This window comes from Streptomyces liliiviolaceus (assembly GCF_018070025.1).
In the GTDB taxonomy this organism is placed as follows: domain Bacteria; phylum Actinomycetota; class Actinomycetes; order Streptomycetales; family Streptomycetaceae; genus Streptomyces; species Streptomyces liliiviolaceus.
Genome location: NZ_JAGPYQ010000001.1, coordinates 4,727,519 through 4,751,312, shown reverse-complemented (window position 1 = coordinate 4,751,312; position 23,794 = coordinate 4,727,519). Strand labels below are relative to the sequence as shown.

26 protein-coding genes are annotated in these 23,794 nt (G+C 67.3%); 14 read left to right on the top strand and 12 right to left on the bottom strand.

The window, feature by feature from the left end:
• Positions 1-332 precede the first annotated feature (332 nt).
• The gene (gene serA / locus J8N05_RS20780) at positions 333-1,925 is read left to right on the top strand and encodes a phosphoglycerate dehydrogenase (RefSeq protein ID WP_210884836.1); all 1,593 of its coding nucleotides are present in this window, start codon (positions 333-335) and stop codon (positions 1,923-1,925) included.
• A 236-nt stretch (positions 1,926-2,161) separates the two neighbouring features.
• Here the strand turns inward: serA and J8N05_RS20775 are convergent, their stop codons facing one another.
• Positions 2,162-2,392: a bacteriocin immunity protein gene (locus tag J8N05_RS20775; protein ID WP_210884835.1), complete on the bottom strand. Its 231-nt coding sequence runs from the start codon at positions 2,390-2,392 to the stop codon at positions 2,162-2,164.
• A 263-nt stretch (positions 2,393-2,655) separates the two neighbouring features.
• A complete protein-coding gene (gene tnpA / locus J8N05_RS20770) occupies positions 2,656-3,087 on the bottom strand; it encodes an IS200/IS605 family transposase (RefSeq protein ID WP_210884834.1) in 432 nt (143 codons plus the stop codon).
• 50 nt (positions 3,088-3,137) lie between these two features.
• Between tnpA and J8N05_RS20765 the strand changes: the two genes are divergently transcribed.
• From J8N05_RS20765 to J8N05_RS20755, 3 genes are all read left to right on the top strand, one after another.
• Positions 3,138-4,337 carry an RNA-guided endonuclease InsQ/TnpB family protein gene (locus J8N05_RS20765; protein WP_210890274.1) on the top strand — a complete coding sequence of 400 codons (1,200 nt, stop codon included), beginning with the start codon at positions 3,138-3,140 and terminating at the stop codon, positions 4,335-4,337.
• A 112-nt stretch (positions 4,338-4,449) separates the two neighbouring features.
• Positions 4,450-4,842, top strand: a complete 393-nt coding sequence (locus tag J8N05_RS20760) for a hypothetical protein (protein ID WP_210884833.1) — start codon at positions 4,450-4,452, stop codon at positions 4,840-4,842.
• 472 nt (positions 4,843-5,314) lie between these two features.
• A protein-coding gene (locus tag J8N05_RS20755) for an IS5 family transposase (RefSeq protein ID WP_407699973.1) occupies positions 5,315-6,258 on the top strand; the annotation gives its coding sequence in 2 pieces (ribosomal slippage) (positions 5,315-5,690 and positions 5,690-6,258; 945 coding nt in all).
• Here J8N05_RS20755 and J8N05_RS20750 read toward each other — a convergent pair.
• The 3 genes from J8N05_RS20750 to J8N05_RS20740 form a co-directional block, all read right to left on the bottom strand.
• Positions 6,255-6,716: a hypothetical protein gene (locus tag J8N05_RS20750; protein WP_210884832.1), complete on the bottom strand. Its 462-nt coding sequence runs from the start codon at positions 6,714-6,716 to the stop codon at positions 6,255-6,257. The genes J8N05_RS20755 and J8N05_RS20750 overlap by 4 nt on opposite strands.
• 634 nt (positions 6,717-7,350) lie before the next feature.
• Positions 7,351-7,770, bottom strand: a complete 420-nt coding sequence (locus J8N05_RS20745; protein WP_210884830.1) for an arsenate reductase ArsC — start codon at positions 7,768-7,770, stop codon at positions 7,351-7,353.
• Positions 7,771-7,825: 55 nt separating this feature from the next.
• On the bottom strand, positions 7,826-8,461 hold the full coding sequence (locus tag J8N05_RS20740; protein ID WP_210884829.1) for an arsenate-mycothiol transferase ArsC: 636 nt from the start codon (positions 8,459-8,461) through the stop codon (positions 7,826-7,828).
• A gap of 104 nt (positions 8,462-8,565) precedes the next feature.
• On the opposite strand from J8N05_RS20740, the gene J8N05_RS20735 reads away from it, so the two are divergent.
• From J8N05_RS20735 to J8N05_RS20725, 3 genes are all read left to right on the top strand, one after another.
• Positions 8,566-8,874, top strand: coding sequence for an ArsR/SmtB family transcription factor (locus J8N05_RS20735; protein WP_107019793.1), 309 nt, complete (start codon positions 8,566-8,568; stop codon positions 8,872-8,874).
• Complete coding sequence (gene arsB / locus J8N05_RS20730; RefSeq protein ID WP_210884828.1) at positions 8,871-9,983, top strand: ACR3 family arsenite efflux transporter; 1,113 nt, start codon at positions 8,871-8,873, stop codon at positions 9,981-9,983. The genes J8N05_RS20735 and arsB overlap by 4 nt, the downstream gene beginning before the upstream one ends.
• Before the next feature lie 247 nt (positions 9,984-10,230).
• Complete coding sequence (locus J8N05_RS20725) at positions 10,231-10,746, top strand: TetR/AcrR family transcriptional regulator (RefSeq protein WP_210884827.1); 516 nt, start codon at positions 10,231-10,233, stop codon at positions 10,744-10,746.
• A gap of 123 nt (positions 10,747-10,869) precedes the next feature.
• Here the strand turns inward: J8N05_RS20725 and J8N05_RS20720 are convergent, their stop codons facing one another.
• A complete protein-coding gene (locus J8N05_RS20720; protein WP_210884826.1) occupies positions 10,870-12,441 on the bottom strand; it encodes an acyl-CoA mutase large subunit family protein in 1,572 nt (523 codons plus the stop codon).
• Positions 12,442-12,865: 424 nt separating this feature from the next.
• Here J8N05_RS20720 and J8N05_RS20715 point away from each other — a divergent pair, with 424 nt between their 5' ends.
• The 4 genes from J8N05_RS20715 to J8N05_RS20700 all read left to right on the top strand — a co-directional run bounded on the left by J8N05_RS20715 (position 12,866) and on the right by J8N05_RS20700 (position 16,608).
• The gene (locus J8N05_RS20715) at positions 12,866-13,201 is read left to right on the top strand and encodes an ArsR/SmtB family transcription factor (protein WP_210884825.1); all 336 of its coding nucleotides are present in this window, start codon (positions 12,866-12,868) and stop codon (positions 13,199-13,201) included.
• 1 nt (position 13,202) lies between these two features.
• On the top strand, positions 13,203-13,922 hold the full coding sequence (locus tag J8N05_RS20710; RefSeq protein ID WP_210884823.1) for a cation transporter: 720 nt from the start codon (positions 13,203-13,205) through the stop codon (positions 13,920-13,922).
• A 139-nt stretch (positions 13,923-14,061) separates the two neighbouring features.
• Positions 14,062-14,877: a sulfite exporter TauE/SafE family protein gene (locus tag J8N05_RS20705; RefSeq protein WP_210884821.1), complete on the top strand. Its 816-nt coding sequence runs from the start codon at positions 14,062-14,064 to the stop codon at positions 14,875-14,877.
• A gap of 684 nt (positions 14,878-15,561) precedes the next feature.
• Positions 15,562-16,608 (top strand): SGNH/GDSL hydrolase family protein, encoded by a 1,047-nt coding sequence (locus J8N05_RS20700; RefSeq protein WP_247706369.1) that lies wholly within the window; start codon positions 15,562-15,564, stop codon positions 16,606-16,608.
• An 825-nt stretch (positions 16,609-17,433) separates the two neighbouring features.
• Here the strand turns inward: J8N05_RS20700 and J8N05_RS20695 are convergent.
• Positions 17,434-17,955: a DinB family protein gene (locus tag J8N05_RS20695; protein ID WP_210884819.1), complete on the bottom strand. Its 522-nt coding sequence runs from the start codon at positions 17,953-17,955 to the stop codon at positions 17,434-17,436.
• Positions 17,956-18,161: 206 nt separating this feature from the next.
• Between J8N05_RS20695 and J8N05_RS20690 the strand changes: the two genes are divergently transcribed.
• On the top strand, positions 18,162-18,935 hold the full coding sequence (locus J8N05_RS20690; RefSeq protein WP_210884817.1) for a transposase: 774 nt from the start codon (positions 18,162-18,164) through the stop codon (positions 18,933-18,935).
• 48 nt (positions 18,936-18,983) lie between these two features.
• The gene (locus J8N05_RS20685; protein WP_210884816.1) at positions 18,984-19,481 is read left to right on the top strand and encodes a hypothetical protein; all 498 of its coding nucleotides are present in this window, start codon (positions 18,984-18,986) and stop codon (positions 19,479-19,481) included.
• A gap of 143 nt (positions 19,482-19,624) precedes the next feature.
• Here the strand turns inward: J8N05_RS20685 and J8N05_RS20680 are convergent, their stop codons facing one another.
• The 4 genes from J8N05_RS20680 to J8N05_RS20670 form a co-directional block, all read right to left on the bottom strand.
• A complete protein-coding gene (locus tag J8N05_RS20680; protein ID WP_210884815.1) occupies positions 19,625-19,960 on the bottom strand; it encodes a YnfA family protein in 336 nt (111 codons plus the stop codon).
• Between the two features lie 55 nt (positions 19,961-20,015).
• Positions 20,016-20,210: a hypothetical protein gene (locus tag J8N05_RS47505; RefSeq protein ID WP_247706368.1), complete on the bottom strand. Its 195-nt coding sequence runs from the start codon at positions 20,208-20,210 to the stop codon at positions 20,016-20,018.
• Positions 20,189-20,806, bottom strand: coding sequence for a MerR family transcriptional regulator (locus tag J8N05_RS20675; protein WP_247706367.1), 618 nt, complete (start codon positions 20,804-20,806; stop codon positions 20,189-20,191). Before J8N05_RS20675 ends, J8N05_RS47505 begins: the two co-directional genes overlap by 22 nt.
• Before the next feature lie 173 nt (positions 20,807-20,979).
• The gene (locus J8N05_RS20670; RefSeq protein ID WP_107019784.1) at positions 20,980-21,351 is read right to left on the bottom strand and encodes an ArsR/SmtB family transcription factor; all 372 of its coding nucleotides are present in this window, start codon (positions 21,349-21,351) and stop codon (positions 20,980-20,982) included.
• Positions 21,352-21,435: 84 nt separating this feature from the next.
• Between J8N05_RS20670 and J8N05_RS20665 the strand changes: the two genes are divergently transcribed.
• Positions 21,436-22,203 (top strand): SDR family oxidoreductase, encoded by a 768-nt coding sequence (locus J8N05_RS20665; RefSeq protein ID WP_210884814.1) that lies wholly within the window; start codon positions 21,436-21,438, stop codon positions 22,201-22,203.
• Positions 22,204-22,292: 89 nt separating this feature from the next.
• Here the strand turns inward: J8N05_RS20665 and J8N05_RS20660 are convergent, their stop codons facing one another.
• Entirely contained in the window at positions 22,293-23,756 is a 1,464-nt protein-coding gene (locus J8N05_RS20660) for an FAD-dependent oxidoreductase (RefSeq protein ID WP_210884813.1), read from the bottom strand.
• Between the last annotated feature and the right edge of the window lie 38 nt (positions 23,757-23,794).

The window sequence follows — 23,794 nt, the reverse complement described above, 5'->3', positions numbered from 1 at the left end:
GGGCCCCAGGCATGCGCGGGCTGGAGCAGAGCAGCACCGCCCCTCCGCTTCCAGGGATGCCGCCGCCGCACCCACTGATACGAGGCGGATCCATCAGCCCCCGAGAGTCCGGCAGTTGGCGTGCGGTGGCCCTGGAAGCGGCCCCTTGCCGCAGGTCGGCCCAAGCCCGTTCCGGACACGAAACGGGAACGGGACGGGAATCCGTTCGGAGAAGGTTCCTCCAGCGCAGGTCGCGGCGGGTGCCACACCGGATCTCCGGGCACGGCCCGGTCTTCGGCCGGTGGCACACGACCCGACCGCCCAGTTCGAACAACGCCGTCTGAGGAGTCCACGTGAGCTCGAAACCTGTCGTACTCATCGCTGAAGAGCTGTCGCCCGCGACGGTGGACGCACTGGGCCCGGACTTCGAGATCCGGCACTGCAACGGCGGCGACCGCGCCGAGTTGCTGCCCGCCATCGCCGATGTCGACGCGATCCTGATCCGCTCCGCGACGAAGGTCGATGCCGAGGCCGTCGCGGCCGCGAAGAAGCTGAAGGTCGTCGCACGAGCCGGCGTCGGCCTGGACAACGTCGACGTCTCCGCCGCCACCAAGGCCGGCGTGATGGTCGTCAACGCCCCCACCTCGAACATCGTGACCGCCGCCGAGCTGGCCTGCGGTCTGCTGCTGGCCACCGCCCGCCACATTCCGCAGGCCAACACGGCCCTGAAGAACGGCGAGTGGAAGCGCAGCAAGTACACGGGTGTCGAACTCGCGGAGAAGACCCTCGGGGTCGTGGGCCTGGGCCGCATCGGCGCGCTCGTGGCCCAGCGGATGTCGGCGTTCGGCATGAAGGTCGTGGCCTACGACCCCTACGTGCAGCCCGCGCGGGCCGCGCAGATGGGCGTCAAGGTCCTGTCGCTGGACGAGCTGCTCGAAGTCTCCGACTTCATCACCGTCCACCTGCCCAAGACGCCCGAGACGCTGGGGCTGATCGGCGACGAGGCGCTGCACAAGGTCAAGCCGTCGGTGCGGATCGTCAACGCCGCGCGCGGCGGGATCGTCGACGAGGTCGCGCTGTACTCGGCGCTCAAGGAGGGCCGGGTCGCCGGCGCCGGCCTGGACGTGTACGCGAAGGAGCCCTGCACCGACTCCCCGCTCTTCGAGCTCGACCAGGTGGTCTGCACCCCGCACCTGGGCGCCTCCACGGACGAGGCGCAGGAGAAGGCCGGCATCGCCGTCGCCCGCTCGGTGCGTCTCGCGCTCGCCGGTGAGCTGGTCCCGGACGCGGTGAACGTCCAGGGCGGCGTCATCGCCGAGGACGTCAAGCCCGGTCTGCCGCTCGCGGAGAAGCTCGGCCGTATCTTCACCGCGCTCGCGGGCGAGGTCGCGGTGCGTCTCGACGTCGAGGTGTACGGGGAGATCACCCAGCACGATGTGAAGGTGCTGGAACTCTCCGCGCTCAAGGGCGTCTTCGAGGACGTCGTCGACGAGACGGTGTCCTATGTGAACGCTCCGCTGTTCGCGCAGGAGCGCGGTGTCGAGGTACGGCTGACCACCAGCTCGGAGTCCTCGGACCACCGCAACGTGGTCACCGTGCGCGGCACCCTCGGCGACGGCCAGGAGGTCTCGGTCTCCGGCACGCTCGCCGGTCCCAAGCACCACCAGAAGATCGTCGCCGTCGGCGAGTACGACGTGGACCTGGCACTCGCCGACCACATGGTCGTGCTGCGTTACGAAGACCGTCCGGGCGTGGTCGGCACGGTGGGCCGGGTCTTCGGTGAGGCGGGTATCAACATCGCAGGCATGCAGGTGTCCCGCTCCGCGGCAGGAGGCGAGGCTTTGGCGATCCTCACCGTCGACGACACGGTCCCGCAGGAAGCCGTGAACGAGGTCGCCGGCGAGATCGGAGCCACGTCGGCCCGCTCGGTGAACCTCGTCAAGTGAGTGGGATCGGCCCCCCGGGACGGCCGAACAGCAGGGCGAAGCGCCGTGGCAGAGCCTGCTCGCCCGGCTGATGGAGAGGGTGCAGGAGGTGAGGGACTGGGCCGCTCGCGGGGCGGGTTCACCAGCAACTCCCTCTGAGCGCCGACGATTCATTCCGTCCGTTGTCCCTGGTTGTCACGCCGGGACAGCGGGCGGACTGCACGGTACAAGACTGGCTTCGGAGTTGAGTACCGACCTCACAGAGCGATCGACCGAGACGCCATGGCCTGATCGACTACTTCATCAGCCGAGAGCTCCCGCTCCGGCGGCCAGAAGATCAAGCCGCAGACGTGACCGGACGGGCATCCCAGGGCTCGGTCGAGCCTCTCCAGCCAGCTGTCCACCTCGTCGTCAGAGGCGTAGTCCGCTTGGATGATCCGCTGCACGAGCGCAACCAACTCCGCGCGACTCATCTCGGCAGCACTCATTGGGTTCCTCCTACGAGTCACCCTAGCGGGACGCAAGTTCGCCCGGACAGCTCCTGGCAGACACGGAGCACCGGATCAAAGTGGAGAGCTGAAGTCTCCATCCGCCCCGCAACTGTCCGCGTCAGGACGAGCGCTTAGGCTGCTGCGAGTTGTATGAGCTTCGCAGCGCGCTCACACGGCACCATCAGTTCCTCCGTTGGGTATCCCCGGTTTCAGCCGGGGCGGGAGAACGGAACGGCGCGGAGCGCCGTTGTTCGGTGACGTCATGACGGAGGACGGCGCTGATCTTCGATGTACTGACGGATGATCGACAGCGGCGCTCCGCCGCAGGACGCCGCGAAATACGAGCGGGACCAGAAGACCGAACCCATCCCCGTCCGGTTGACGCGCCCGGTGTACTCGGCGCGCAGGTAGCGGGAGCTGACGCCCTTGAGGGAGTTGACCAGCTTCGACAGTGCGAGCTTGGACGGGTAGTGCACGAGCAGGTGCACGTGGTCGGCCTCGCCGTTGAACTCGCGTAGCTCCACCTCGAACTTGTCACACACCTGGCGCATGATCTCCTCGCAGCGTCGGAGCATGGCGTCGTCGAGGGTTCCCTTCCGGTACTTGGTGACAAACACCAAATGGGCGTGAAGGTTATAGGCGACGTGTCGCCCCCTGCGGACATCGGCATTTGGTTCCCAGCGTGGTGACATACACCAAGCGTAGTAGAGTGACGGCAACGACCAGGAAGGAGGTGGGCCGGATGATCCGCGCGTACACGTTCCTCATCAGGCCCACCGTGGGCCAGGCAGCCGCACTGTCGGCGATGCTCGCCGACCACTGCTCGCTCTACAACGGGGCGTTGCAGGAACGCCGTGACGCCTACCGGCACACCTCGAAGACGAGCATCAAGTACGGGATGCAGTCGGCCCAGCTCAAGGACATCCGCGCTTTCGATCCCGAGCGGCAAGGACGCTGGTCGTTCAGCTCGCAGCAGGCGACGTTGCGTCGTCTCGACAAGGCGTTCGCCGCCTTTTTCCGCCGGGTCAAGTCCGGCGAGACGCCGGGCTATCCGCGCTTTCGTGGCGTGAACTGGTTCGACACGGTCGAGTTCCCCAAGGACGGGGACGGCTGCCGGTGGGACTCCACCCCGCACGACCCGCAGACCCGCGTCCGCTTCCAGGGTGTCGGGCACGTCAAGGTCAAGCAGCACCGGCCGGTGGCCGGCAAGGTCAAGACCGTCAGCGTGAAGCGTGAAGGGCGCCGCTGGTACGTCGTCCTGACTGCCGAGCAGGCCCAGCCCGATCCGCTCCCCGCGACCGCAGCCGTGGTCGGTATCGACATGGGTATCGCCTCGTTCCTCACCACGTCCGACGGCGAACACGTCACCAACCCCCGCCACGGCCGCAATGCCGCCGCGAAACTCGAAACCGCACAGAAGGCCCTGTCCCGCTGCAAGCGAGGATCGAAACGACGGCGCAAGGCTGTCCAGAAGATCGCCGACCTGCACCGCAAGGTCCGCCGCCAGCGCCTCGACCACGCGCACAAGACCGCGCTGGATCTCGTGCGGGAACACGACTTCATCGCGCACGAAGACCTCAAGATCCGCAACATGGTCAAGACCGTCGCGCCGAAGCCGGACCTCGAACAGCCGGACCGTTTCCTGCCTAACGGCGCCAGCGCGAAGACCGGCCTCAACCGTTCGATCTCGGATGCCGGATGGGGGGTGTTCCTGACGATCCTGCACGCCAAGGCTGAAAGCGCCGGACGGGAAGTAATCGCCGTGGACCCCCGCAACACCTCCCGCACCTGCCCCGAATGCGGGCACATCAGCGCGGAGAACCGGTCCACCCAGGAGAAGTTCCACTGCACCGGATGCGGCCACCGCGCGCACGCCGACGTCGTGGCGGCTACCAACGTTCTACGGGCCGGGCTGGCCCGTCGCCAAGCTCAATCAGCTTGACGAGAAGCCCCCTCGTTCACGAGGGGGAGTAGTCACGGGATTATTCTTCTGCAACCCAGGGTTCGACGAGAACTCTTGCCTTGCCTCGCGTCCATGCCGAAGGGAGTACGAGTTGATCGAGTGGGTGCGGATCAGCATAGGCGCCAGGGCCGTTCCCCAGCCCGTTGCCACTCCGATCGTCTGGTTCGCGGCCTTTACCGGAGCTCTGTTGTTGGTGGCGATCACTAACCATTTCGGCGAACACGGACATCCCGGCACGGCCCTGCTCGCGCTGTCCCTCCTTGCCGCCGTACTCGGACTGTGCGCTCGCTTCACTGCCGCGCCAGGCACCGCCGTACTGTGCTGGCTGCTGCTTAACGGCTTCGCCATACCGCCCCTCGGACAAGTCACCTGGGCCGGACACCGCGACAGCGCTTGGCTCGCGTGCCTTTTCGCCGCAACGGCTTTCGGAACCGGCCTCGCTCGCATCGTCAACGCCCGCGCCGCGTACCGACGTATTACCTGAGCTTGGCTTGGACGGTCTGCCATCGAACATTGCCCCGACCTCGCTGAGCGCCGGACTGACAGGCCATCTCAATTGGTGAGTAGGTGTCGAAAAAGAGCTTGGTCAGACTGTTCCAGCAGGGTTGATTGTCGATGTGGAGAAGACCTGTACGGCAGCGCATTGAGCGGTGGAGGACGAGGACGCAGCCACTTTGGTTCAGTTGCTGGCCAGGAGAGTTGATCCCGATGCGCGATCGATGATGAAGGGCATCGCCGAACCGCTCACTCTGCCGCGCTCGGCGGCGGAGTCGTGCTACTCGAACTCGTCGGACGCCACCCTCTGCTCCGTGCAGACCTGTCTCTTCGTCGCCGCCCCGGCGAGCCGCTCACCATCGATGTCACGCGGCTGCAGATCATCAGCCCACTAGGTCGTTTCTGATGGCTCTTGTCGGATGCGGTGGACCAAGTCCTGGGGTGGGCAGGTGCCGGGCATGGTGCGGCGACATGAACTGACCGATGCGCAGTGGCGGATGATCGAGCCCTTGCTGCCGGACAACGGCCGGCCGGGCGGGCAGTGGTCCGATCACCGGACCGTGGTCAACGGGGTGCTGTTCCGGGCCCGTACGGGGGTGCCCTGGCCGGACCTGCCGGAGCGGTACGGGCCCTGGCAGACCGTCTATGAACGACATCGCCGCTGGTCGGCGGACGGCACTTGGCAGCGGATCCTGACCGAGCTGCAGATCGAGGCGGACGCCGGTGATCCCGACGGCGCCCTGGCCCGCCGCCTCGATGCGGAGCGGGAGTGGGCGGTGAACATCGACTCCACCTCCTGCCGGGCTCACCAGCACGCGGCCGGGGCCCGGCACCGGCCGCCGCGCGACTTCCCCGAAAAGGGGGCGGAGCCCGTGTGGAGGCTGATGGGCGGGAGGCGCTGGGACGCTCACGGGGCGGGGTGACCACCAAGGTCCATCTGCTGGCTGACGACCGGGCCCGCCCGCTGACCTGGCTCACCTCACCGGGCCAGCGGGGCGACAGCCCCATGCTCGTCCCCGTGCTGGAGACAGTGCACATCCGGCGGCGCGGTCCGGGCCGCCCGCGCCGCCGCCCGGACCGGGTGCGCGGCGACAAGGCTTACTCCAGCCGCGGCAACCGTGCCTACCTTCGCCGTCGGGGCATCAAGGCGACCATCGCCGAACCGAACGACCAGCAGGCCAACCGCCGCAACCGTGGCCGGGCCGGTGGCCGCCCACCCGCCCTCGACAAGGCCCAGTACCGACGGCGCAGCGCAGTCGAGCGGTGCGTGAGCAAGTGGAAACAGTTCCGGGCCGTGGCCAGCCGCTACGACAAACGCGACTACATCTTCAACGGCACCCTCACCATCACCGCGATCGTCATCTGGCTCCGAGACACCGTCCAAGAGCCGTCAGAAACGCCCTAGACCTCGCCGTCGTGTCGGCGCTCGCGCAAGCCGCTTCTGTCATGTCGAGCAAGTGCGTTCCGTGTCTCCCCTCCGATGGTCGCGTAGCCTCTTACCTGCAGCGTATGGACCTCCTCGCCCGGCTTCCCGAGGGCGCAACTGTCGTCGGGGCAGTTCCGTTCGACGATCGTCGCGATCGCTACACGACTCTTCTTGAGACCACGCTGCTCACCCCAGGCACCGCGGACGCTGTAGGTGAGCGCATAGGCCTGCTTGCTGTCGCCAACCTTGGTGCGTCGCCAGGTGCGCAGGTCGCCCGAAGCGTTGGCGAACTCATCGACAACGCGGCCAGTCACGGATGCGGTCCTGCGGGCGCCTTTATCGCCGCGCAGGCGTACACCGGAAAAACGACGGGAACCCGCCGTTTGGAGGTAGGCATCTGCGACAACGGCATCGGGGTCCTGGCCCACCTGCGTCAAAACCCGGACCATACCCACTTGGGAGACGGCGAGACTGCGCTCTGTCGGGCTCTTGGGCGTGGTGTCAGCGGTACCAGGGAGGATCGCGGTAATGGGCTGCCCGATCTGCTCAGCCAGGCTGGCGGCACCGGCCCGACCCGGCTCGTCCTGCGAAGCGGCTCCGGACTCGTGCGCACGGCCCGACATCGCACCGGGGTACCGCCCGCCCTCCGCAGCTTCACTACCGAGATGTCTGTGGATGGCACGTGGGCGTGGCTGAGAGTCTCATTTGCACCCTAACGGCACTATGCATGGGTATCTCCCCTACTAACGCGAACAACCGACTCAAGCGTCTCCTCGAAGCAGGAGCGCTCAGGCGTGAACGTTCCTCAAGCCCTGATCGTGGCGGTAAGGAATTCATCTTCAACGTGCCCACGTGATGGGATCACGTACTGCCATGGTGATGTGACCTGCCGTTCGCTCGTGGCCTTCGCGCAGGCCACGACCTCCTACCGTCGGCCAATGTGACGCAACCTTGCGGATCACTAGGCGAGCGGCTTGAGCTCAGCGGGAGCCGTGTACGAGGCCGCGCCGTATTGGGCAGAGCCGGAGCCGATGGTGACCTCGCGTATGCCGTCCTTCGCGGTCAAAGCGTTCACGCCTCCCGCTTGGCATCGATCTCAGCGATCAAGGCCTCGATACGGGTCTTGATCTCGTCGCGGATGGGGCGTACGGACTCGACGCCCTTGCCGGCCGGGTCTTCCAGGTCCCAGTCCAGGTACCTCTTGCCGGGGAAGATCGGGCAGGCGTCCCCGCAGCCCATCGTGATGACGTAGTCGGACGCCTGCACGGCCTCGGTGGTGAGGATCTTTGGCCTCTGGTCGGAGATGTCGACGCCGACCTCGTTCATGGCCTCGACGGCGGCCGGGTTGACCTGGTTGCCCGGGATCGAACCAGCGGAGCGGACCTCGACCCGGTCGCCCGCGAGGTGGTTGAGGAATCCGGCGGCCATCTGTGATCGCCCCGCGTTGTGGACGCAGACGAACAGCACGGAGGCGAGTGGAGTCGGGGACATCGGTTCTTCCTTCACGAGGTGGATCAGGTGGAGCGTTGGCGGAGCGGCCGGCCCGTCAGGCGTGCGGCAGGGAATCGAGCAAGTCGGTGATGCGGGCGTCTATCTCGTCGCGGATATCGCGTACGACAGTGATCGGTGCGCCCTCGGGGTCGCTGATGGGCCAGTCGAGGTAGCGGCGGCCCGGTACGACCGGGCAGGCGTCGCCGCAGCCCATGGTGATGACGACGTCGGCGGCCTGGACGACCTCCTCGGTGAGCGGCTTGGGGAACGCGTCGCTGAGGTTCAGGCCGGCTTCGGTCAGCACCTGGACGACGGCCGGTTCGACGTCGGAGGCCGGGTGCGTGCCGGCGGAGGAGACGACCACCTGTCCGGCCGCGCGATGGGCGAGAAGGGTGGCCGCCATCTGGGAGCGGCCGGCGTTGTGAGCGCAGACGAACAGCACTCGGGGCAGTCCGACGTCGGACTGTTCCTCGACGTGGGCGAGAGCGTCAAGACGCTCGGTGGCGAGGCGCTCGGCGAGCACGACGAGGTGACCGCGGACGCGGGCGGGCTGGGCGAGACGGTCGTAGGAGTCGATGACGACTCGCTGGATGGTCTCTGCCGAGAACTGGCCGCGGTAACGCGACGCGAGCCGGGACACGCCTGCTGCAAGGCGCTGATCGGGGAAAACCGGGGGTGGGGATGCGTTCATTGGTGACCCCCTTCTACGGGTCATGGGCCCAGTGGGTGCTGCTGGCGGGCCCAAAGGTCAGCACGGACTGGTATCAGTCCCGACTGATGTGACAGTATCAGTGCATGCTGACATCAGTCGACACTGATCTGATCCGTGTTTTAGCCGACCCGCTCAGACTCCACATCGTGACCCTGCTCGCCCGCGAAACGCTGTGCACCACCCACCTGGTGGAGGAGACCGGTGCCAAGCAGACCAACCTCTCCAACCACCTCAGGGTGCTGCGCGAGGCGGGGGTCGTCGAGACCGAGCCGTGCGGGCGGTTCACCTACTACAAGCTCCGCCCGGACGTGATCGACCGGCTCGCCGGCCAGTTCGCCGACCTGGCCGCGTCCGCTCGCAGCGCCGCCGACAACAAGAGGGCCTGTCCGTGACCCCCACCGAAGCACCCGTGACCACCACCGAGGACCCCTCGGTCGTCGCGAAGCTCTCGACGCTCGACCGCTTTCTCGCCGTCTGGATCCTCGCCGCCATGGCCCTCGGCCTGGGCCTCGGCAGGCTCATCCCCGGCCTGAACGACGCTCTCGCCAAGGTCGAGATCGGCGGCATCTCGCTGCCCATCGCCGTCGGCCTGCTGATCATGATGTACCCGGTCCTGGCCAAGGTCCGCTACGACAAGCTCGACGCCGTCACCGGCGACCGCAGGCTCATGGCCGCGTCGCTGGTCATCAACTGGATCGTCGGCCCCGCGATCATGTTCGCGCTGGCCTGGATCTTCCTGCCGGACCTGCCCGAGTACCGCACCGGCCTGATCATCGTTGGGCTCGCCCGCTGCATCGCCATGGTCATCATCTGGAACGACCTCGCCTGCGGCGACCGCGAAGCCGCCGCCGTCCTGGTCGCGCTCAACTCGGTCTTCCAGGTCCTGGCGTTCGGCCTGCTCGGCTGGTTCTACCTCGACCTGCTGCCCGGCTGGCTCGGCCTGGGCGACGGCGAGCACCTCGACATCTCCATGTGGAAGATCGCCCTGAACGTCGTCATCTTCCTCGGAGTCCCGCTCCTGGCCGGGTTCCTGACCCGCCGGATCGGCGAGAAGAAGCTCGGCCGCGAGAGGTACGAGTCCAACTTCCTCCCGAAGATCGGCCCCTGGGCCCTGTACGGCCTGCTCTTCACGATCGTCATCCTCTTCGCCCTGCAGGGAAAGACGATCACCTCCCAGCCGCTGGACGTGGTCCGTATCGCGCTGCCGCTGCTCGTGTACTTCGCGGTCATGTGGTTCGGCACCTTCGCCCTCGGCAAGGTGATCGGCCTGGCGTACGACCGCACGGCGACGCTCGCCTTCACGGCTGCCGGCAACAACTTCGAGCTGGCGATCGCGGTCGCCATCGCCACCTTCGGCGTCACCTCAGGACAGGCCCTGTCGGGCGTTGTCGGCCCGCTGATCGAAGTGCCGGTCCTGGTCGCCCTCGTGTACGTCTCCCTGGCCTGGCGACGGAAGTTCAGCGCCGACCGACAGCTGACGTCCACCTCACACGAAAGCTGATGCGCTGCAGGGACTGCTCCGGCGCGGCGCGGTCGAAGACTTGCGGCGCAGCCCGTGCGGCCCTGGAGCATGGGCGGGCTGCCCCTGCCGTACTGCGACTACAGGTGCAAGGAACGGCACATAATTCGAGGAAGAGGCGGCGGAGTTGAGAGGGGCACGCGTGCGGGCTCGGGAATCGGATGCGGACGCCACAGGATGTCACTGGAGGGGACTGCGGACGGACGCTGCACGCAACCGGGACAGGATCTTGGCCGTCGCCCAGGAACTGTTCGGGGAGCAGGGGCCGAAAGCTTCCTTGGACGAGATTGCGCGCCGCGCGGGAATCGGCAACGCGACTCTCTACCGCCACTTTCCTGGACGCCATGCTCTCCTCGCGGCAGCACTGGAGCGGATTGTTGTGACCGGAGCCGACGCGGCGGAAGAGGCCGCCGCCCGGGAAGACGATCCGTTTGCCGCGCTCAGCAGCTTCGCGCAGGCCATCGCCCGTGCGCGGCTCGCCGCTCTGTGCTGCGTGTCGGACGAACTCACCAAGGAATGGCAGGGACTGGCTCAGCAGAGAGAGCGTCTGGTGCACGCCGCGCAGCGCCTGCTGAGCCGTGCGCAGCAGGCGCAACAGATATGCGCGGATATCTCCCTGGAGGAGTTCATGGGGGTTGTCATCCAACTCAGCCGCCCACTGCCAGGCACCAGTTGGTCCGCCACCGACCGGTTCAGCCCGCGCATTCTGCAGGTGTATCTCGACGGCCTGTACGTGGAGAACTGAAACCGGCACCCCGTCCGATCTCTGCATCGGCGCGCTGATGGCGTACGCCGGGTAGGGGGTGGGCGCAACGGGCCGGCAGATCCCCGGCAGCGGGCGGCTGAGGACGACGACGAGTCGTACAGGTCAGAAACTGTCGTGTGGGACGTATACGCCCCATACCTCGCGCAGCGCATTGCACACTTCGCCGACGGTGGCGCCCGCCGCGAGCGCTTCCTTCATCGGGTACAGCACGTTGTCGGTGCCCTCGGCTGCCTTCTGGGTAAGGGCGATGGCGGCGTCTACTCGCTCCTGGCAACGCCAGGCCCGCAGTTTCGCCAACCGTTCTGCCTGCTGGGCTTCGATGGCCGGCTCGACGTGCAGGGGCTCGTACGCCTCCTCCGCGTCGAGTTGGAACCGGTTGACACCGACCACGACCCGCTCGCCGGAGCCCGTCTCCTGCGCGACCCGGTAGGCGCTGCGCTCGATCTCGCCTTTCTGGAAGCCTTGTTCGATCGCCGCGACCGCGCCACCCAGGTCCTCGATCCGTCTCATCAATGCGATCGCGGCGGCCTCGACGTCGTCGGTCATCTTCTCGACGGCGTACGAGCCCGCGAACGGGTCGACCGTCGCCGTCACGTCCGTCTCGTATGTGAGGACCTGCTGGGTACGCAGGGCCGGCCGAGCGGACTTGTCCGTCGGCAGGGCGATCGCCTCGTCGAAAGAATTCGTGTGCAGCGACTGCGTGCCACCGAGCACGGTGGCCAGACCCTGCACAGTAACCCGGACGAGGTTGACCTCAGGTTGCTGAGCCGTCAGATGCACCCCTGCCGTCTGCGTGTGGAACCGCAGCATCAGAGGCTTGGGGTTCCTCGCGCCGAACTCGTCCCGCATCACTCGGGCCCAGATCCGGCGTGCCGCACGCAATTTGGCGACCTCCTCCAGGGTCGTCGTACGCGCCACGAAGAAGAACGACAGGCGGGGCGCGAAGTCGTCGACGTCCATGCCGGCCGCGACCGCCGTGCGCACGTACTCGATGCCGTCCGCCAGCGTGAAAGCGATCTCCTGCGCCGGCGAGGCACCTGCCTCCGCCATGTGGTAGCCGGAGATCGAGATGGTGTTCCATTTCGGCATCTCGGCCTGGCAGTACTTGAAGATGTCCGCGGTCAGACGCAGAGAAGGCCTGGGCGGGAAGATGTACGTGCCCTGGGCGATGTACTCCTTCAGCACATCGTTCTGGACCGTGCCCGTCAGCTGCGAGGGCGACACGCCTTGCTCCTCGCCGACCAACTGGTACATCAACAGGAGCAGGGCGGCCGGTGCGTTGATCGTCATCGACGTCGACACCTTGTCCAGCGGGATCCCGCCGAACAGCACCCGCATGTCGTCGATCGAGTCGACCGCCACGCCGATCTTGCCGACCTCACCGTGCGAGATCGGCGCATCGGAGTCGTGGCCCATCTGCGTGGGCAGGTCGAACGCCACCGACAGGCCCATCGTGCCGTCGGCGATCAGTTGCTTGTAGCGGGCGTTGGACTCCACGGCCGTGCCGAAACCGGCGTATTGCCGCATGGTCCAGGGCCGACCGGTGTACATGGACGGGTGGACGCCGCGAGTGAACGGGTACGCACCCAGCTTCTCCGCCGGGTCCCAGCCCTCCAAGTCGACCGGCCCGTAAACCGGTTCGATGGGCAGCCCGGACTCCGACACACGCGTCACGTGAAGCTCCTTCTGTCACGGTCGATGCCAAATCCTGGTGCGCGCCCGCAATCTGGCGCGCGACGAATGGTTATGGGTTGCGTCCGGTCTGCCGCTGGAGCGACATCGGGAGCGAGCGGTGCATGTCGCCGTGGACGTCGATTGTCTGGTTGCGGACAGCCGTGCGCGCACGGCAGCAGGTACAACCGACCGGCGTGTATCGATGAACGCCGAAGTAAGGTCAGCATGGCGTCGCCGTCCCGGGCATGTCAATGCCTGGATGTGACGTGAGTGGGTGTCCGGCAAGCCTCGGAGGGTGGATTCCATTCGTGCGGATGAGGATCCGTGTGGAGCTCGCGACAGTGAGCCCGCGTCCGCTGTTGGGCGGGTCGGGGGTTTGAATTCATGGATGTCTGAATTCAGGATTTCATGTACTGTCGTTGGTGTGCTGACTCTCGCTGCTGATATCGAGGTGCTGGCGCGGTTCGGCCGCGCCCTCGCCGACCCGATCCGCTGCCGGATCCTCCTCGCCCTCCGCGAGGCTCCTGCCCATCCCGCAGACCTGGCCGACGCCCTGGAGATCTCCCGTACGCGGCTGTCCAACCACTTGGCGTGCCTGCGGGACTGCGGCCTCGTCGTCGCCGTGCCCGTAGGCCGCCGCACCCGCTACGAGCTCGCCGATGAACGGCTCGGACATGCACTGGACGACCTGCGTACCGCCGTCGTGGCGGTCGCGGCCGACAAAACCTGCGCGGACGCCAACGAGAAGGGCTGCTGCTGAGATGACCGCCGAGATATCCCTCGGTATCGGCCCGTCCCCGGCCCGCCGCGACGCACTGGCCCGCCGGGTACGGCTGCTGGTCGCAGTGACCATCACCTACAACGTCATCGAGGCGGTCGTCGCCATCACCGCCGGAACGCTCGCCTCCTCAACGGCTCTGATCGGCTTCGGCCTGGACTCGGTCATCGAGGTCTCCTCAGCCACAGCAGTCGCCTGGCAGTTCTCCGCCCGCGAGCACACAGTGCGCCAGGCCCGGGAGAGGCGGACGCTGCGGATCATTTCGGTGTCGTTCTTTGCTCTCGCCGCGTACGTCGGCATCGACGCCGTCCGTGCCCTCGTCGGGACGGGAGATGCCGAACCGTCCGTCCTCGGCATCGTGATCGCCGCGTTCTCGCTCGCGGTCATGCCCTTCCTGTCCGCCGCTCAGCGCACGGCCGGCCGCGAACTCGGCTCCGCCAGTGCGGTCGCCGACTCCAAGCAGACGCTGTTGTGCACCTACCTGTCCGCTGTACTCCTGGCCGGCCTGGTCCTCAACGCCACGTTTGGCTGGGCCTGGGCCGACCCGATCGCCGCCCTCGTCATCGCCGCCATCGCAATCAAGGAAGGCCGCGACGCCTGGCAGGGCAAGGGCTGTTGCGCTCCCGTCGGCGTGCCCGCGCAGTCCGCAGACGAGGAGGCGGATGCATGCGGCTGCCGCCCCGGCTGCGACTGTTGCAGCTGACCGCCCCACGGGAATGCACAGCACGTCGATGCCCGTGCTCGGAGATCCGGACGAAATCTGAGGAAGCGCCCGGTGCATTCCTTCGAAGGGAAGGGCATTCCGTAGCGGACAGACATCGCGACCAGCGAGGATGCCCGTCATGACCACCGACCAGACCCTCGTGCCGCTGCCTTCGGCGCGTTCCCTGCCCGTGGTGTTCGGTGCCGGGGCCGCCATCGGCGTCCTGGGCGGGATGATCGGGCTGGGCGGTGCGGAGTTCCGTCTACCACTGCTGATCAGCCTGTTCGGGTTCGCCGCGCTCTCCGCCGTCATCCTGAACAAGGCAATGAGCCTGATGGTGGTCCTGGCCGCGCTGCCCGCCCGCCTGGCAGCCGTATCTGCTCCCGAGCTTGCCACGCACTGGGCCGTCGCGGTTAACCTGCTCGCCGGAAGTCTGCTGGGCGCCTGGGCCGGAGCATCGTGGGCGGTGCGGATGCGCTCCTCCACCCTGTACAAGGTGCTGGCCGCGCTGATGGTCCTGATGGCCGCGGCCCTGCTGTTCACGCACTTCTCCACGATGGGAACCCTCGACCTGCCCATGTGGGCACAGGTGCCGATCGGAGTGATGGCGGGGTTCGGCATCGGAGTGGTCGCTGCGATCATGGGCGTAGCCGGCGGGGAGCTGTTGATCCCGACGATCGTGCTGCTGTTCGACCTGGGCATCAAGACCGCGGGCAGTCTCTCCCTGCTGGTGTCATTGCCGACGATGCTGGTGGCGTTCGCTCGCTACAGTCGTGACGGCAGCTTTGCCGTGCTGGGCGCCAACCGTCGTTTCGCCCTGGTCATGATCGCGGGCTCGATCGTCGGAGCCACCTTGGGTGGGCTGCTGCTCGGGGTGTTCCCGGAGTTGATGCTCATCCCCGCGCTGTCCGTGATCTTGCTCGTGTCCGCGGTCAAACTTGCTCGGCACGACTGACGACGCGTGCGGGCACGGGCCCGCCTGGTTGCGGGGCGGGGCCTGCGGAGCAGCTGAACTGGTCGGTGGTTACATCGGAAGCTGTTTGTGATCCAGGGATCTAGGCCACCCATCCTCAGGTCGACGAGTGGCCTAGATATTCGGGACGAACGGCGGGGGGAAGTCGCCTGGTCTCGATGTCGCCTTCCACCCTGCTGTGCGTCATGTCGCGAACGCAGACCCGCCGCAGGTCATCGCCTGGCGCTCTGGAGTGGGACAGACCTGCTCCCTGAGATTCCCCATCTGTAAATTGCCGACCGAAGCCCACGTCTCGGACAGTCTTTCGGCCACGTCCGCAGAGGCGACCCCGTCGGCCACGAAACTCATTTTCGATGGTTGCTCCTCTGTGCGGCAGAGCCGATGCGTGCCAGGCGCCTTCGCCCCTTCGGCGCACGGCTGCGCCGCTGGGTCCGCGCGGCGGATGGGCAGGCTCCTCCTCTTTCGGGTCATGACCCCCTCGGGGCTGCTCTGCCGCACCTCCCCAGCACCCCGGCTGAGCAGGTCAGACAGGCACGAACGAGGGCCTGTCCAAGAACATCCGGTTTGATTCACACCAACTGGAACATTGCGTTCCGTTAATGAGTGAATACGGAGAGTTCCGGCTCGTTCGCACCTCCTCGTGAGCCTTGATGAAAGGGCACAGGCATGTCCTCGGCCATGTGCAAGACGACGAAAATTCCAGTGGCACGGCGGCTGGCCGCCGCGGCTCTCGTGCTGGGCAGCTGCCTGGCGCTCGCCGCCCCGGCGGCCAGCGCCGGCGCGGCGCCCGCTGACCCGGTACCTACGGTCTTCTTCGGTGATTCCTACACCGCCAACTACGGCATCGCTCCCGTGAACCACGAAGGTGAAGCAAGGTTCTTCTGCTTCCAGGCGAAGGAGAACTATCCGGCCGTCGCCGCTCGGCGCCTCGCGGACAGGGGTGTCACGCTCGATGTCCAGTCGGACGTTTCCTGTGGTGGCGCGCTCACCCATCACTTCTGGGAGAAGCAGGAACTGCCCTTCGGCCTCGGCGATCTCCCTGCGCAGCAGGACGCGCTCAAGCCCGACACTCAGCTGGCCGTGGGCAGCATGGGCGGCAACACGGTGGGCTTCAGTCGCATCCTGAAGCAGTGTTCCGACAAGCTCCGCGGCGAGGAGGGGACACTGCTCCCGGGAACGCCGGTGGACGAGGACGTACCGGCCGCCAAGTGCGGCGAGTTCTTCACGTCCGGGGACGGAAAGCAGTGGCTGGACGACCGGTTCGAGCGGGTCGGATGGGACCTGGAGGAGCTGCTCGAACGCATCGGGTACTTCTCTCCCGACGCCAAGCGCGTCCTGGTCGGCTACCCCCGGCTCGTGCCCGCGGACACCGCACAGTGCCTGACCCCGGCACCCGGCCAGACGGAACTGCCGTTCGCTGACATCCCGCAGGACGCCCTGCCGGTCCTGGAGCAGGTCCAGAAGCGGCTGGACGACACGATGAAGAAGGTTGCCGCCGACATCGATGGCGGCGCCGATTTCGTGAACCTCTACGACCAGACCGGCGGCAACACGGCGTGCGACGGCGCCGATCGGGGCGTCGGCGGCCTGCTGGAGTCCTCTCAGATCGACCTCGGCCAGAAGCTCCCGTGGTATCTGCACCCCAATGAGAAGGGCCGCGACATCCAGGCCGAGCAGGTCGCTGACACGGTCGAGCAGGTCCTGAACCGGTAAGAGGGACACAGCCCTCAGCGGGGAACAGGAACCACACCCTCACCGCGGCGGACCCGGCTGCCCCTTGGTCGTACGCCAGCCGACGCGGGGTGCGTGACCGGGCATTCCGCCGCGAGCACGCGCCCCGCCCGCCCAGCCAGACGCTTTGGTTCAGGTTCTTGCCGCACGAGGCCGAGCCGACCGGGCAGGCGGCAGAGGTACTGAGCGCCGTACCCGTTGATGCGGAAGCCGTACTGCTGCGCTCCCGTGACCGTCAGAGGTCCATCGCGTCCGATCTTCTTGAGGCACACCTCGAAACTGGGTGAGCGATGGATGGTAGATCGCGGAGGAGCCGGTGACGGTTCAGCGTGTAGCCGTACCGCCGAGCGGGATGATGTAGATAGGCAGCTTGAGTGTTTAGTTGAACCCGGCCGATGTCGTGTCGACGGTGATGAAGATGCCCTCACCCTGGGCGTGTGGCTTCCACCCCTGGCCGGGTGTGGTCGCGCCAACACCCGCGATAACAATCGGCATTACGCCTCCTTGTTCGACGCATGCCAGAAACACGAAATGCGCATCACCGTCCAGACACCCGGCAATACGAATCGTGACATTGAAACGCTAGGGGGCCCGACAGGCGTATTAGCGCCCTCACCAGGCGAAACTCATCAAATGAGTGATAGCTGGGCGTGTGTCTTGAAAGCCCCTTGGTGCACTCGGCGCCGTCGCTCTCATGGACGACTGCTCAGCCAGGTGAGATGGGCAGCACCCGCCGCATCCTCGGTGATCTTCGGAACGAGGCACGCGCAAGGTAGTTGCCGTAGTCACCGGGGCACGGCGTGCACGTCACCCCCGGGCCTTCACGGTGAGCTGGGCGCGATGGAAGTCGAAGTGCTGGGTCGGGAAGCGGTACACATCTTCGAGAGTCATCACGTCCTTGAAGAACGGATCCCACTGCCTGGGAAATCCCATCGTCCGGGCCAACCGCCCCTCCGGTTCGGCGTCCAGACGGCGGTGCAGGGCGGCGAGGGTCCGGTCGAGCTTCGCTCCCATATGCCGATGACCGTAGACCTTTGCACCGCCCACGGCACCAAGGTAGTTGATCACGTCGAAGGGGCGGGTGGCAGCGTTCAGCACGCGTGCCCACGCGCGACTTGCGCCCGGCGGTAGACGGCCGAACAGACGCACCATCGGCAGCAAGGCCCGCACGACCATGTAGCCGAACACCATGTGATAGAGCAACTGTTCGTTGGTCCAACGAGTTCCTTCGCTCTGGCGGTGCAAGTCCTCGGCCGTGGCCGACTCCAGAAGCTGGTGGAACGTGGCACTGGCCTGCCGCAGTTCTGCATGGACGAGCTCTCTGTCCATTTGTGCCTCCTGGCGACGCCCTGGGTCAGCTCCTTCAGGATGATGCCTGCAGAGTGGTCAGCACCAGAACCGAGGAGCTCCCGCTCCGCGGACAACGGACAACCTCGAACCCTGTCCAGAACTTCGGTTTGGCCGCGTTCCCCGGGGTGGAGGGTGGTATCGGGCGGGAGTAAGCATCGGCTCCGGCAGGCACCCAGGTCGAGGAAGTGATCGACGCCTCCCGCCGTGAGCAGGCGGCGGGTGGTGTCGCCTGGTCAGCGGATTGGTGGAAGGGCCTTGTCCGGGTGCGCGGTCTGCACCTACTTCACCGCGACACCGGGGTGGATGCGGAAGAAACGGAGGAGGTGGACTGGGTCTGCGGTCTCGACGAGCTGCTGGCCTCCGCTCGCGAACGCCGCCCCAACGGCGTCCTGGAGCCGTTCAAGGCATACCTCAACGCCCACTTCACCGAAGCCCAAGGCCAGGCCAGCGGCACCCAGCTCTTCCTGGAGATCCGGGCCCGCGGCTATCGGGGCGGCCGCCAGGCCGTCCGCAAACACCTCGCGGCCCTCCGCGCGGGCACCGCTGAACCGGTCCGGGCCGATATCCCGAGCCCCCGGAAGATCACCTCGTGGATCATGCGGCCTTGGGAGACGCTCACCGAGAGCCAGGACGAGCGGCTCTTTCAAGCCCGGCTCGCCTGCCCGGACATCACCCGGCTCTGCGACCTCGCTCGGGTGTTCGCCGACATGGTCCGTCACCAGCGCGGATGCCTGCTCCTGGAGTGGACCCGGCAGGCCGAGCAGGACGCACCGAAGCCTATGAAGGGCTTCGCCGGCTTCCTCCGCCAGGACCTCGACGCAGTGACCGCCAGCCTGGCCCTGCCCTGGAGCTCCGGAGCCGTCGAAGGACACGTGAACCGCGTGAAGACACTCAAGCCGGCTATGTACGGCAGAGCCTCGTTCGAACTCTTCCGCACCCGCATCCTCACCCAACCATGACCCTTGAGCTTGAGCCTGAGCAGAGGCTGGCTTTTCAAAAAACCCGCCGTGGCACAGCAGCCGTCTACCAGGCTGTATGTCATGGATGGAGTTACAGAAGGCACAGTTCTCGCCCTGATCGGTGTTCTGCTCGGGACTGCCGGGACCCTTGTAGGGCAGTACCTGGCGACGCGTGTCGAGGTGCAACGTGATCGGCGGCAGCGCACGGAAGCGGCACGCACTGAGTGCAAGGAAGCCATCTTAGGATTGCTCGCTGCCGCGCAACGCATCGAGCTGATACTGGACCGCCGAGGACTTGGCCTCCCGACTTCTACGGACCCTGCAGACGAGAAGCTCCACGGCCTGTGGCTGGCGAAGAAAGCCGTCGAGTTGACCTGTGCGCACGAGACAGCCCAGGCCGCCCACGACTACACCAAGGTGCTACACACCCACATGCGCAACACCGTTCCGTCTGAACAGAATCCCACGAAGCGCGAATATCGCTACGCCTTCATGGAGGCGGCACGGAACGCATTGGAGAGCGGCCGCCCCAGGATCAGGCGCTGACCCTCAGGCGGTCGGGACTCCCGCCATGATCGCTGTCATCACGAAATCGCGGCCAGAGCCCATTTCGCGATCGTTCACACCCGGCACTCTCACCGCTGCCCTAGGCGCGCTGTACGCAGCCCCGGCCTGAGACGCCCGGCGAGTCACTGCCCGCGCGGGGAGTACATGATGACCGCCATCCCGGCGAGGCAGACCAGTGCGCCGATGATGTCGAAGCGGTCGGGGCGGTAGCCGTCGGCGGCCATGCCCCAGGCGATCGAACCGGCGACGAAGATGCCACCGTACGCGGCGAGTAGCCGGCCGAAGTTGTCATCGGACTGGAAGGTGGCCACCACCCCGTACAGGCCGAGCGCGATGACGCCGGCCCCGATCCAGATCCAGCCCTTGTGCTCGCGGATGCCCTGCCAGATAAGCCAGGCGCCTCCGATCTCGAACAGCGCGGCGACGACGAACAGGGCGATGGAACGGGCGACGAGCACGGCGGAGACTTTCCGGAGCAGGGGAAACGAACAGGACCTGGCAGAGGCAGCGCCGTCAGGTGGCCGTGCCGAACAGGTCGTTGAGCAGGCCTGTCCCCTCGGCGGACGCACGGACCTCCAGGTGCAGCTGAGGGCCGTCGAGGTGGAGACGGAAGTCGAAGAACGCGCAGCACTGCTGCTCGGCCGCGGCCAGTTCCGCGATCCGCGAGGTCCGCTCGACGGGCAACGTCAGCCGCAGCCCGTCCGGCACCGCAGCCCGTCCGGCACCGCGGCCCGCACGGCACCGTCGACCGCCACGCGCCACTGCACGGTCCGTTCGGCCAGGCCCTCGCCGGTCAGGGAACAGGCCACCGGCGCCGTGCGCCAAGCCTCGGACTCGGCAGCCTGACGACTGGGAGAGAGCACTACATCCACCGGTGGACGGCTGCTGCCGGACGCCACGGGCGAGAGGAAGCCGCATTGCGGATCACAGGGGCTCGCGCGGTCGGGCAGTGCGTCCAAGCGTTCCAGGGCCGTGTGCAGTGAGGCGGTGAACGTGGCCAGCTCGGCGGCACGGGCCTCGGTGTCGGTCAGACGTGCACAGATACGCGGTCGCAGATCGGCCTTCACCTCACTGCAGGTACCGGCCTCCCATACCGCGAGCAGCTCGACGATCTCCTCCAGCCGCAGCCCCAGGTGCTTGGCCGCACCGATGAACCCCAGCCGCTCGACCGCCGCCTCGCCGTACACCCGGTAGCCGGCCGGAGTCCGATCTGCAGACAGCAGACCGGCGCCCTCGTAGTAGCGAAGCGTCGTCGCTGGTACACCGGAGCGCTCGGCCAGCTGCGAGATGCGGTAGGTCGCCATACGGCCGACGGTAAACCTTCGACCCGACTGGAAGGGCAAGTCGCCCAGCGCCTGCTGTCGAACTATTGCACAGTCGCGGCGGATGACGCGCCGGATCGTCGGCGAAAGGGTCTGCGAGGCGCGGCACCGGTCGCCGAGGTTGCAGGTACTGCCGGGGTGGCGGGTGAGGAGAGTCAGGCCACCTGGGCGGACGCAGGCGTCGGCGTCAGCAGATGCCCCATGGCGGCCAGCACCGACGGCTCGACCCGGTAGTAGACCCACGTTCCGCGCCGCTCGGAGGTCAGCAGGCCTGCCTCCTTGAGCTTCTTCAGGTGGTGGGAGACGGTCGGCTGCGAGACGCCGACGTCGGCGATGTCGCAGACGCAGGCCTCACTGTCCGGGTGCGAAGCCACCTTGGAGAACAGGCGCAGCCGCACCGGGTCGCCCAGGGCTTTGAACATGGCGGCGGTGAGTTCGGCCTCTTCCGCCGTGAGTTCCCTCTCGGTCAGGGCTGGGCAGCACCGCTCGGCCGGGAGCGCGGCCACCTTCTCCTGAAGCTTCGACATGCGTCTATGTTGACACTCGTTCAACAGGATGCCAAGATCACCTGTTTAGATAACCGTCTAATCAAGGGTGTGGGGGACCGTTTGATGGCAGAGCCCACTCAGTCGCGTACGGCTGTGATCACCGGAGCAAGCAGCGGCATCGGCGCGGCCACCGCGCGGGAACTGGCCCGCCAGGGCTACACCGTGGTGCTCACGGCGCGCAGAGCGGACCGGCTGGAAGCCGTTGCCAAGCAGGTGCACTCCGACGGCGGGACGGCGAAGGTCCATCCGCTCGACGTGACCGACCGCGAGGCCGTGACCGCGTTCGCCGGACAGCTCGAATCCTGCGACGTGCTGGTCAACATCGCGGGCGGCGCGTACGGGACCGAGGAGATCGCCCAGGCCGATCCGGCCGACTGGCAGCGCATGTACGACGTGAACGTCGTCGGCGCTCTCCACATGACCCAGTCGCTGCTGCCCCTGCTGGTCGCCAGCGGCGACGGCGTGGTCGTCGTGCTGACCTCCACCGCCTCCTTCACCAATTACGAGGGCGGCGGCGGTTACAGCGCCGCCAAGCACGGAGCCCACGTGCTGGCGGAGACACTGCGCCTGGAGGCGTGCGGTCAGCCGTTGCGGGTCATTGAGATCGCACCCGGCATGGTGCACACCGAGGAGTTCTCCCGCAACCGCTACCGCGGCAGCAGCGAGAAGGCCGATGCCGTCTATGCGGGGGTGCCCTTCCCGCTGGTCGCCGGGGACGTCGCCGATGTGGTGGCCTTTGCGGTGACCCGGCCCTCGCACGTCAACATAGACCTGCTGGTGGTGCGCCCGCGGGCGCAGGCGGCCCAGCACAAGGTGCACCGCGTCTCCTGACGGGTCGCGTCTCCTGGCGAACGGCCCCGGGGCCGTCTGTTCCTTCGCGCTTGTTGGCGTGAGGGAGCAGACGGCCCCGGGGCGTGCTGTCAGCAGCCGGTGGCGCCGGGCGCGTCGAACTGGTCGGCGGCGTAGGCCGCCAGCTGGAGTGCTGCGGTGTGATCGATGCCGAGTTCGGTGGCCGCGGACAGGACCGCGTCCGCCGCGGTGGCCGAGGTGCCCAGGTACTTGGCGGTGACGTGCAGGAGCTGCTCGTGCTCTTCCTTGCTCAGGCCCAGCCGCAGGGCGATCGCCTCGCCGCCGGCCGTCACCGAGCACACCCCGGTCTCCGGCAGCTGCAGTTCCACCGACTGGGCGGACTCCAGGTCTCCCGCCAGTGCCGCGGCGATGGAACGCACCTGCTCGTAGCCTGTGAGCATGAGGAAGGTGGGGGCGCGGCCGTAGCTCTTCATGCCGACGATGTAGTAGCCCGGCTCGGGGTGGGCCAGTTCGCGGTAGCCGTGCGGGGTGACGGTGCCGCAGGAGTGCTGGTTGGGGTCGATCAGCGGGGCCAGCGCACGGGGCGCGGACATGATCGGGTCCAGTTCCAGGCGCAGTTCGTCGCTGATGCCGTAGTCCGGGCGGAAGCCGGTGGCTGCCACGATCCGGTCGGCCGTGATGCTCTGTTCGCCGCCCTGGGTGGAGATCAGCTCGACCTGGTTGTCGCCCGTGCGGCGGATGCTGTGGGTGCGGAAGTTCGCCGCCAGGGTGACGCGGCCGGTGTCCACCAGCATCTTCAGTCCCGAACCGAGCGCGCCGCGCGCGGGCAGCTCGTCGTCGCTGCCGCCGCCGAACGAGGCGGACGGATCGGCGCTGCGGATGGCCCAGGTGATGGAGGTACCCGGCGCCGCGTCCGCCAACTCGGCCAGAGCCAGCAGGGTGTTGGCCGCCGAGTGCCCGGCGCCGACGACGACGGTGTGGTGCCCGGCGTGCTGATCGCGGTCCGCGCCGAACACGTCGGGCAGTCCGTGGGTGATCCACGCGGCCGCGTCCTGCTCGCCGTGGGCGGGCAGTCCGTTGGCGCCGACGGCGTTGGGCTGGCGCCAGGTGCCGGAGGCGTCGATGACCGTACGGGCCAGCAGTTCCTCGCCGTCGGCGAGGCGGACGACGAAGGGAGCCTGCTCGCGGCCGGCGGTGCGCAGCCGGTCGATGCCCAGCCGGCTCAGAGCGGTGACGGTCGCGCCGTAGCGGATGTGCGGGGCCAGGGCGGGCAGTTCGGCCAGCGGCTGCAGGTACTGCTTGACCAGGTCTCCGCCGGTCGGCAGCTCCGAGGCGTCCGGCTCCTGCCAGCCGGCCTCGGCCAGCAGGCGCCGGGCGGCCGGGTCGGTGTTGTATTCCCAGGGGCTGAACAGCTGGACGTTGGACCAGGACCGTACTGCTGCCGCCGCGGTGTCTCCGGCTTCCAGCACTACGAAGGGGACGTTGCGTTCGGCCAGGTGCGCGGCGGCGGCCAGGCCGATCGGGCCCGCTCCGATCACGGCGACGGGGAACTGGTCGAGGCTGTGGTCAACCACGGTGTCGTGTCCTTTCAGACGCGGGGACTAAGGCGGTC

Excerpts from the sequence above, each read along its gene's own strand:
- J8N05_RS20665 (WP_210884814.1), top strand. The coding sequence starts at position 21,436 with ATGGCAGAGCCCACTCAGTCGCGTACGGCTGTGATCACCGGAGCAAGC.
- J8N05_RS20710 (WP_210884823.1), top strand. The coding sequence starts at position 13,203 with ATGACCGCCGAGATATCCCTCGGTATCGGCCCGTCCCCGGCCCGCCGC.
- J8N05_RS20695 (WP_210884819.1), bottom strand. The coding sequence starts at position 17,955 with ATGGACAGAGAGCTCGTCCATGCAGAACTGCGGCAGGCCAGTGCCACG.
- J8N05_RS20705 (WP_210884821.1), top strand. The coding sequence starts at position 14,062 with ATGACCACCGACCAGACCCTCGTGCCGCTGCCTTCGGCGCGTTCCCTG.
- J8N05_RS20765 (WP_210890274.1), top strand. The coding sequence starts at position 3,138 with ATGATCCGCGCGTACACGTTCCTCATCAGGCCCACCGTGGGCCAGGCA.
- J8N05_RS20700 (WP_247706369.1), top strand. The coding sequence starts at position 15,562 with ATGTCCTCGGCCATGTGCAAGACGACGAAAATTCCAGTGGCACGGCGG.
- J8N05_RS20745 (WP_210884830.1), bottom strand. The coding sequence starts at position 7,770 with ATGTCCCCGACTCCACTCGCCTCCGTGCTGTTCGTCTGCGTCCACAAC.
- tnpA (WP_210884834.1), bottom strand. The coding sequence starts at position 3,087 with ATGTCACCACGCTGGGAACCAAATGCCGATGTCCGCAGGGGGCGACAC.
- J8N05_RS20735 (WP_107019793.1), top strand. The coding sequence starts at position 8,566 with ATGCTGACATCAGTCGACACTGATCTGATCCGTGTTTTAGCCGACCCG.
- J8N05_RS20740 (WP_210884829.1), bottom strand. The coding sequence starts at position 8,461 with ATGAACGCATCCCCACCCCCGGTTTTCCCCGATCAGCGCCTTGCAGCA.
- J8N05_RS20675 (WP_247706367.1), bottom strand. The coding sequence starts at position 20,806 with ATGGCGACCTACCGCATCTCGCAGCTGGCCGAGCGCTCCGGTGTACCA.
- J8N05_RS20670 (WP_107019784.1), bottom strand. The coding sequence starts at position 21,351 with ATGTCGAAGCTTCAGGAGAAGGTGGCCGCGCTCCCGGCCGAGCGGTGC.
- J8N05_RS20775 (WP_210884835.1), bottom strand. The coding sequence starts at position 2,392 with ATGAGTGCTGCCGAGATGAGTCGCGCGGAGTTGGTTGCGCTCGTGCAG.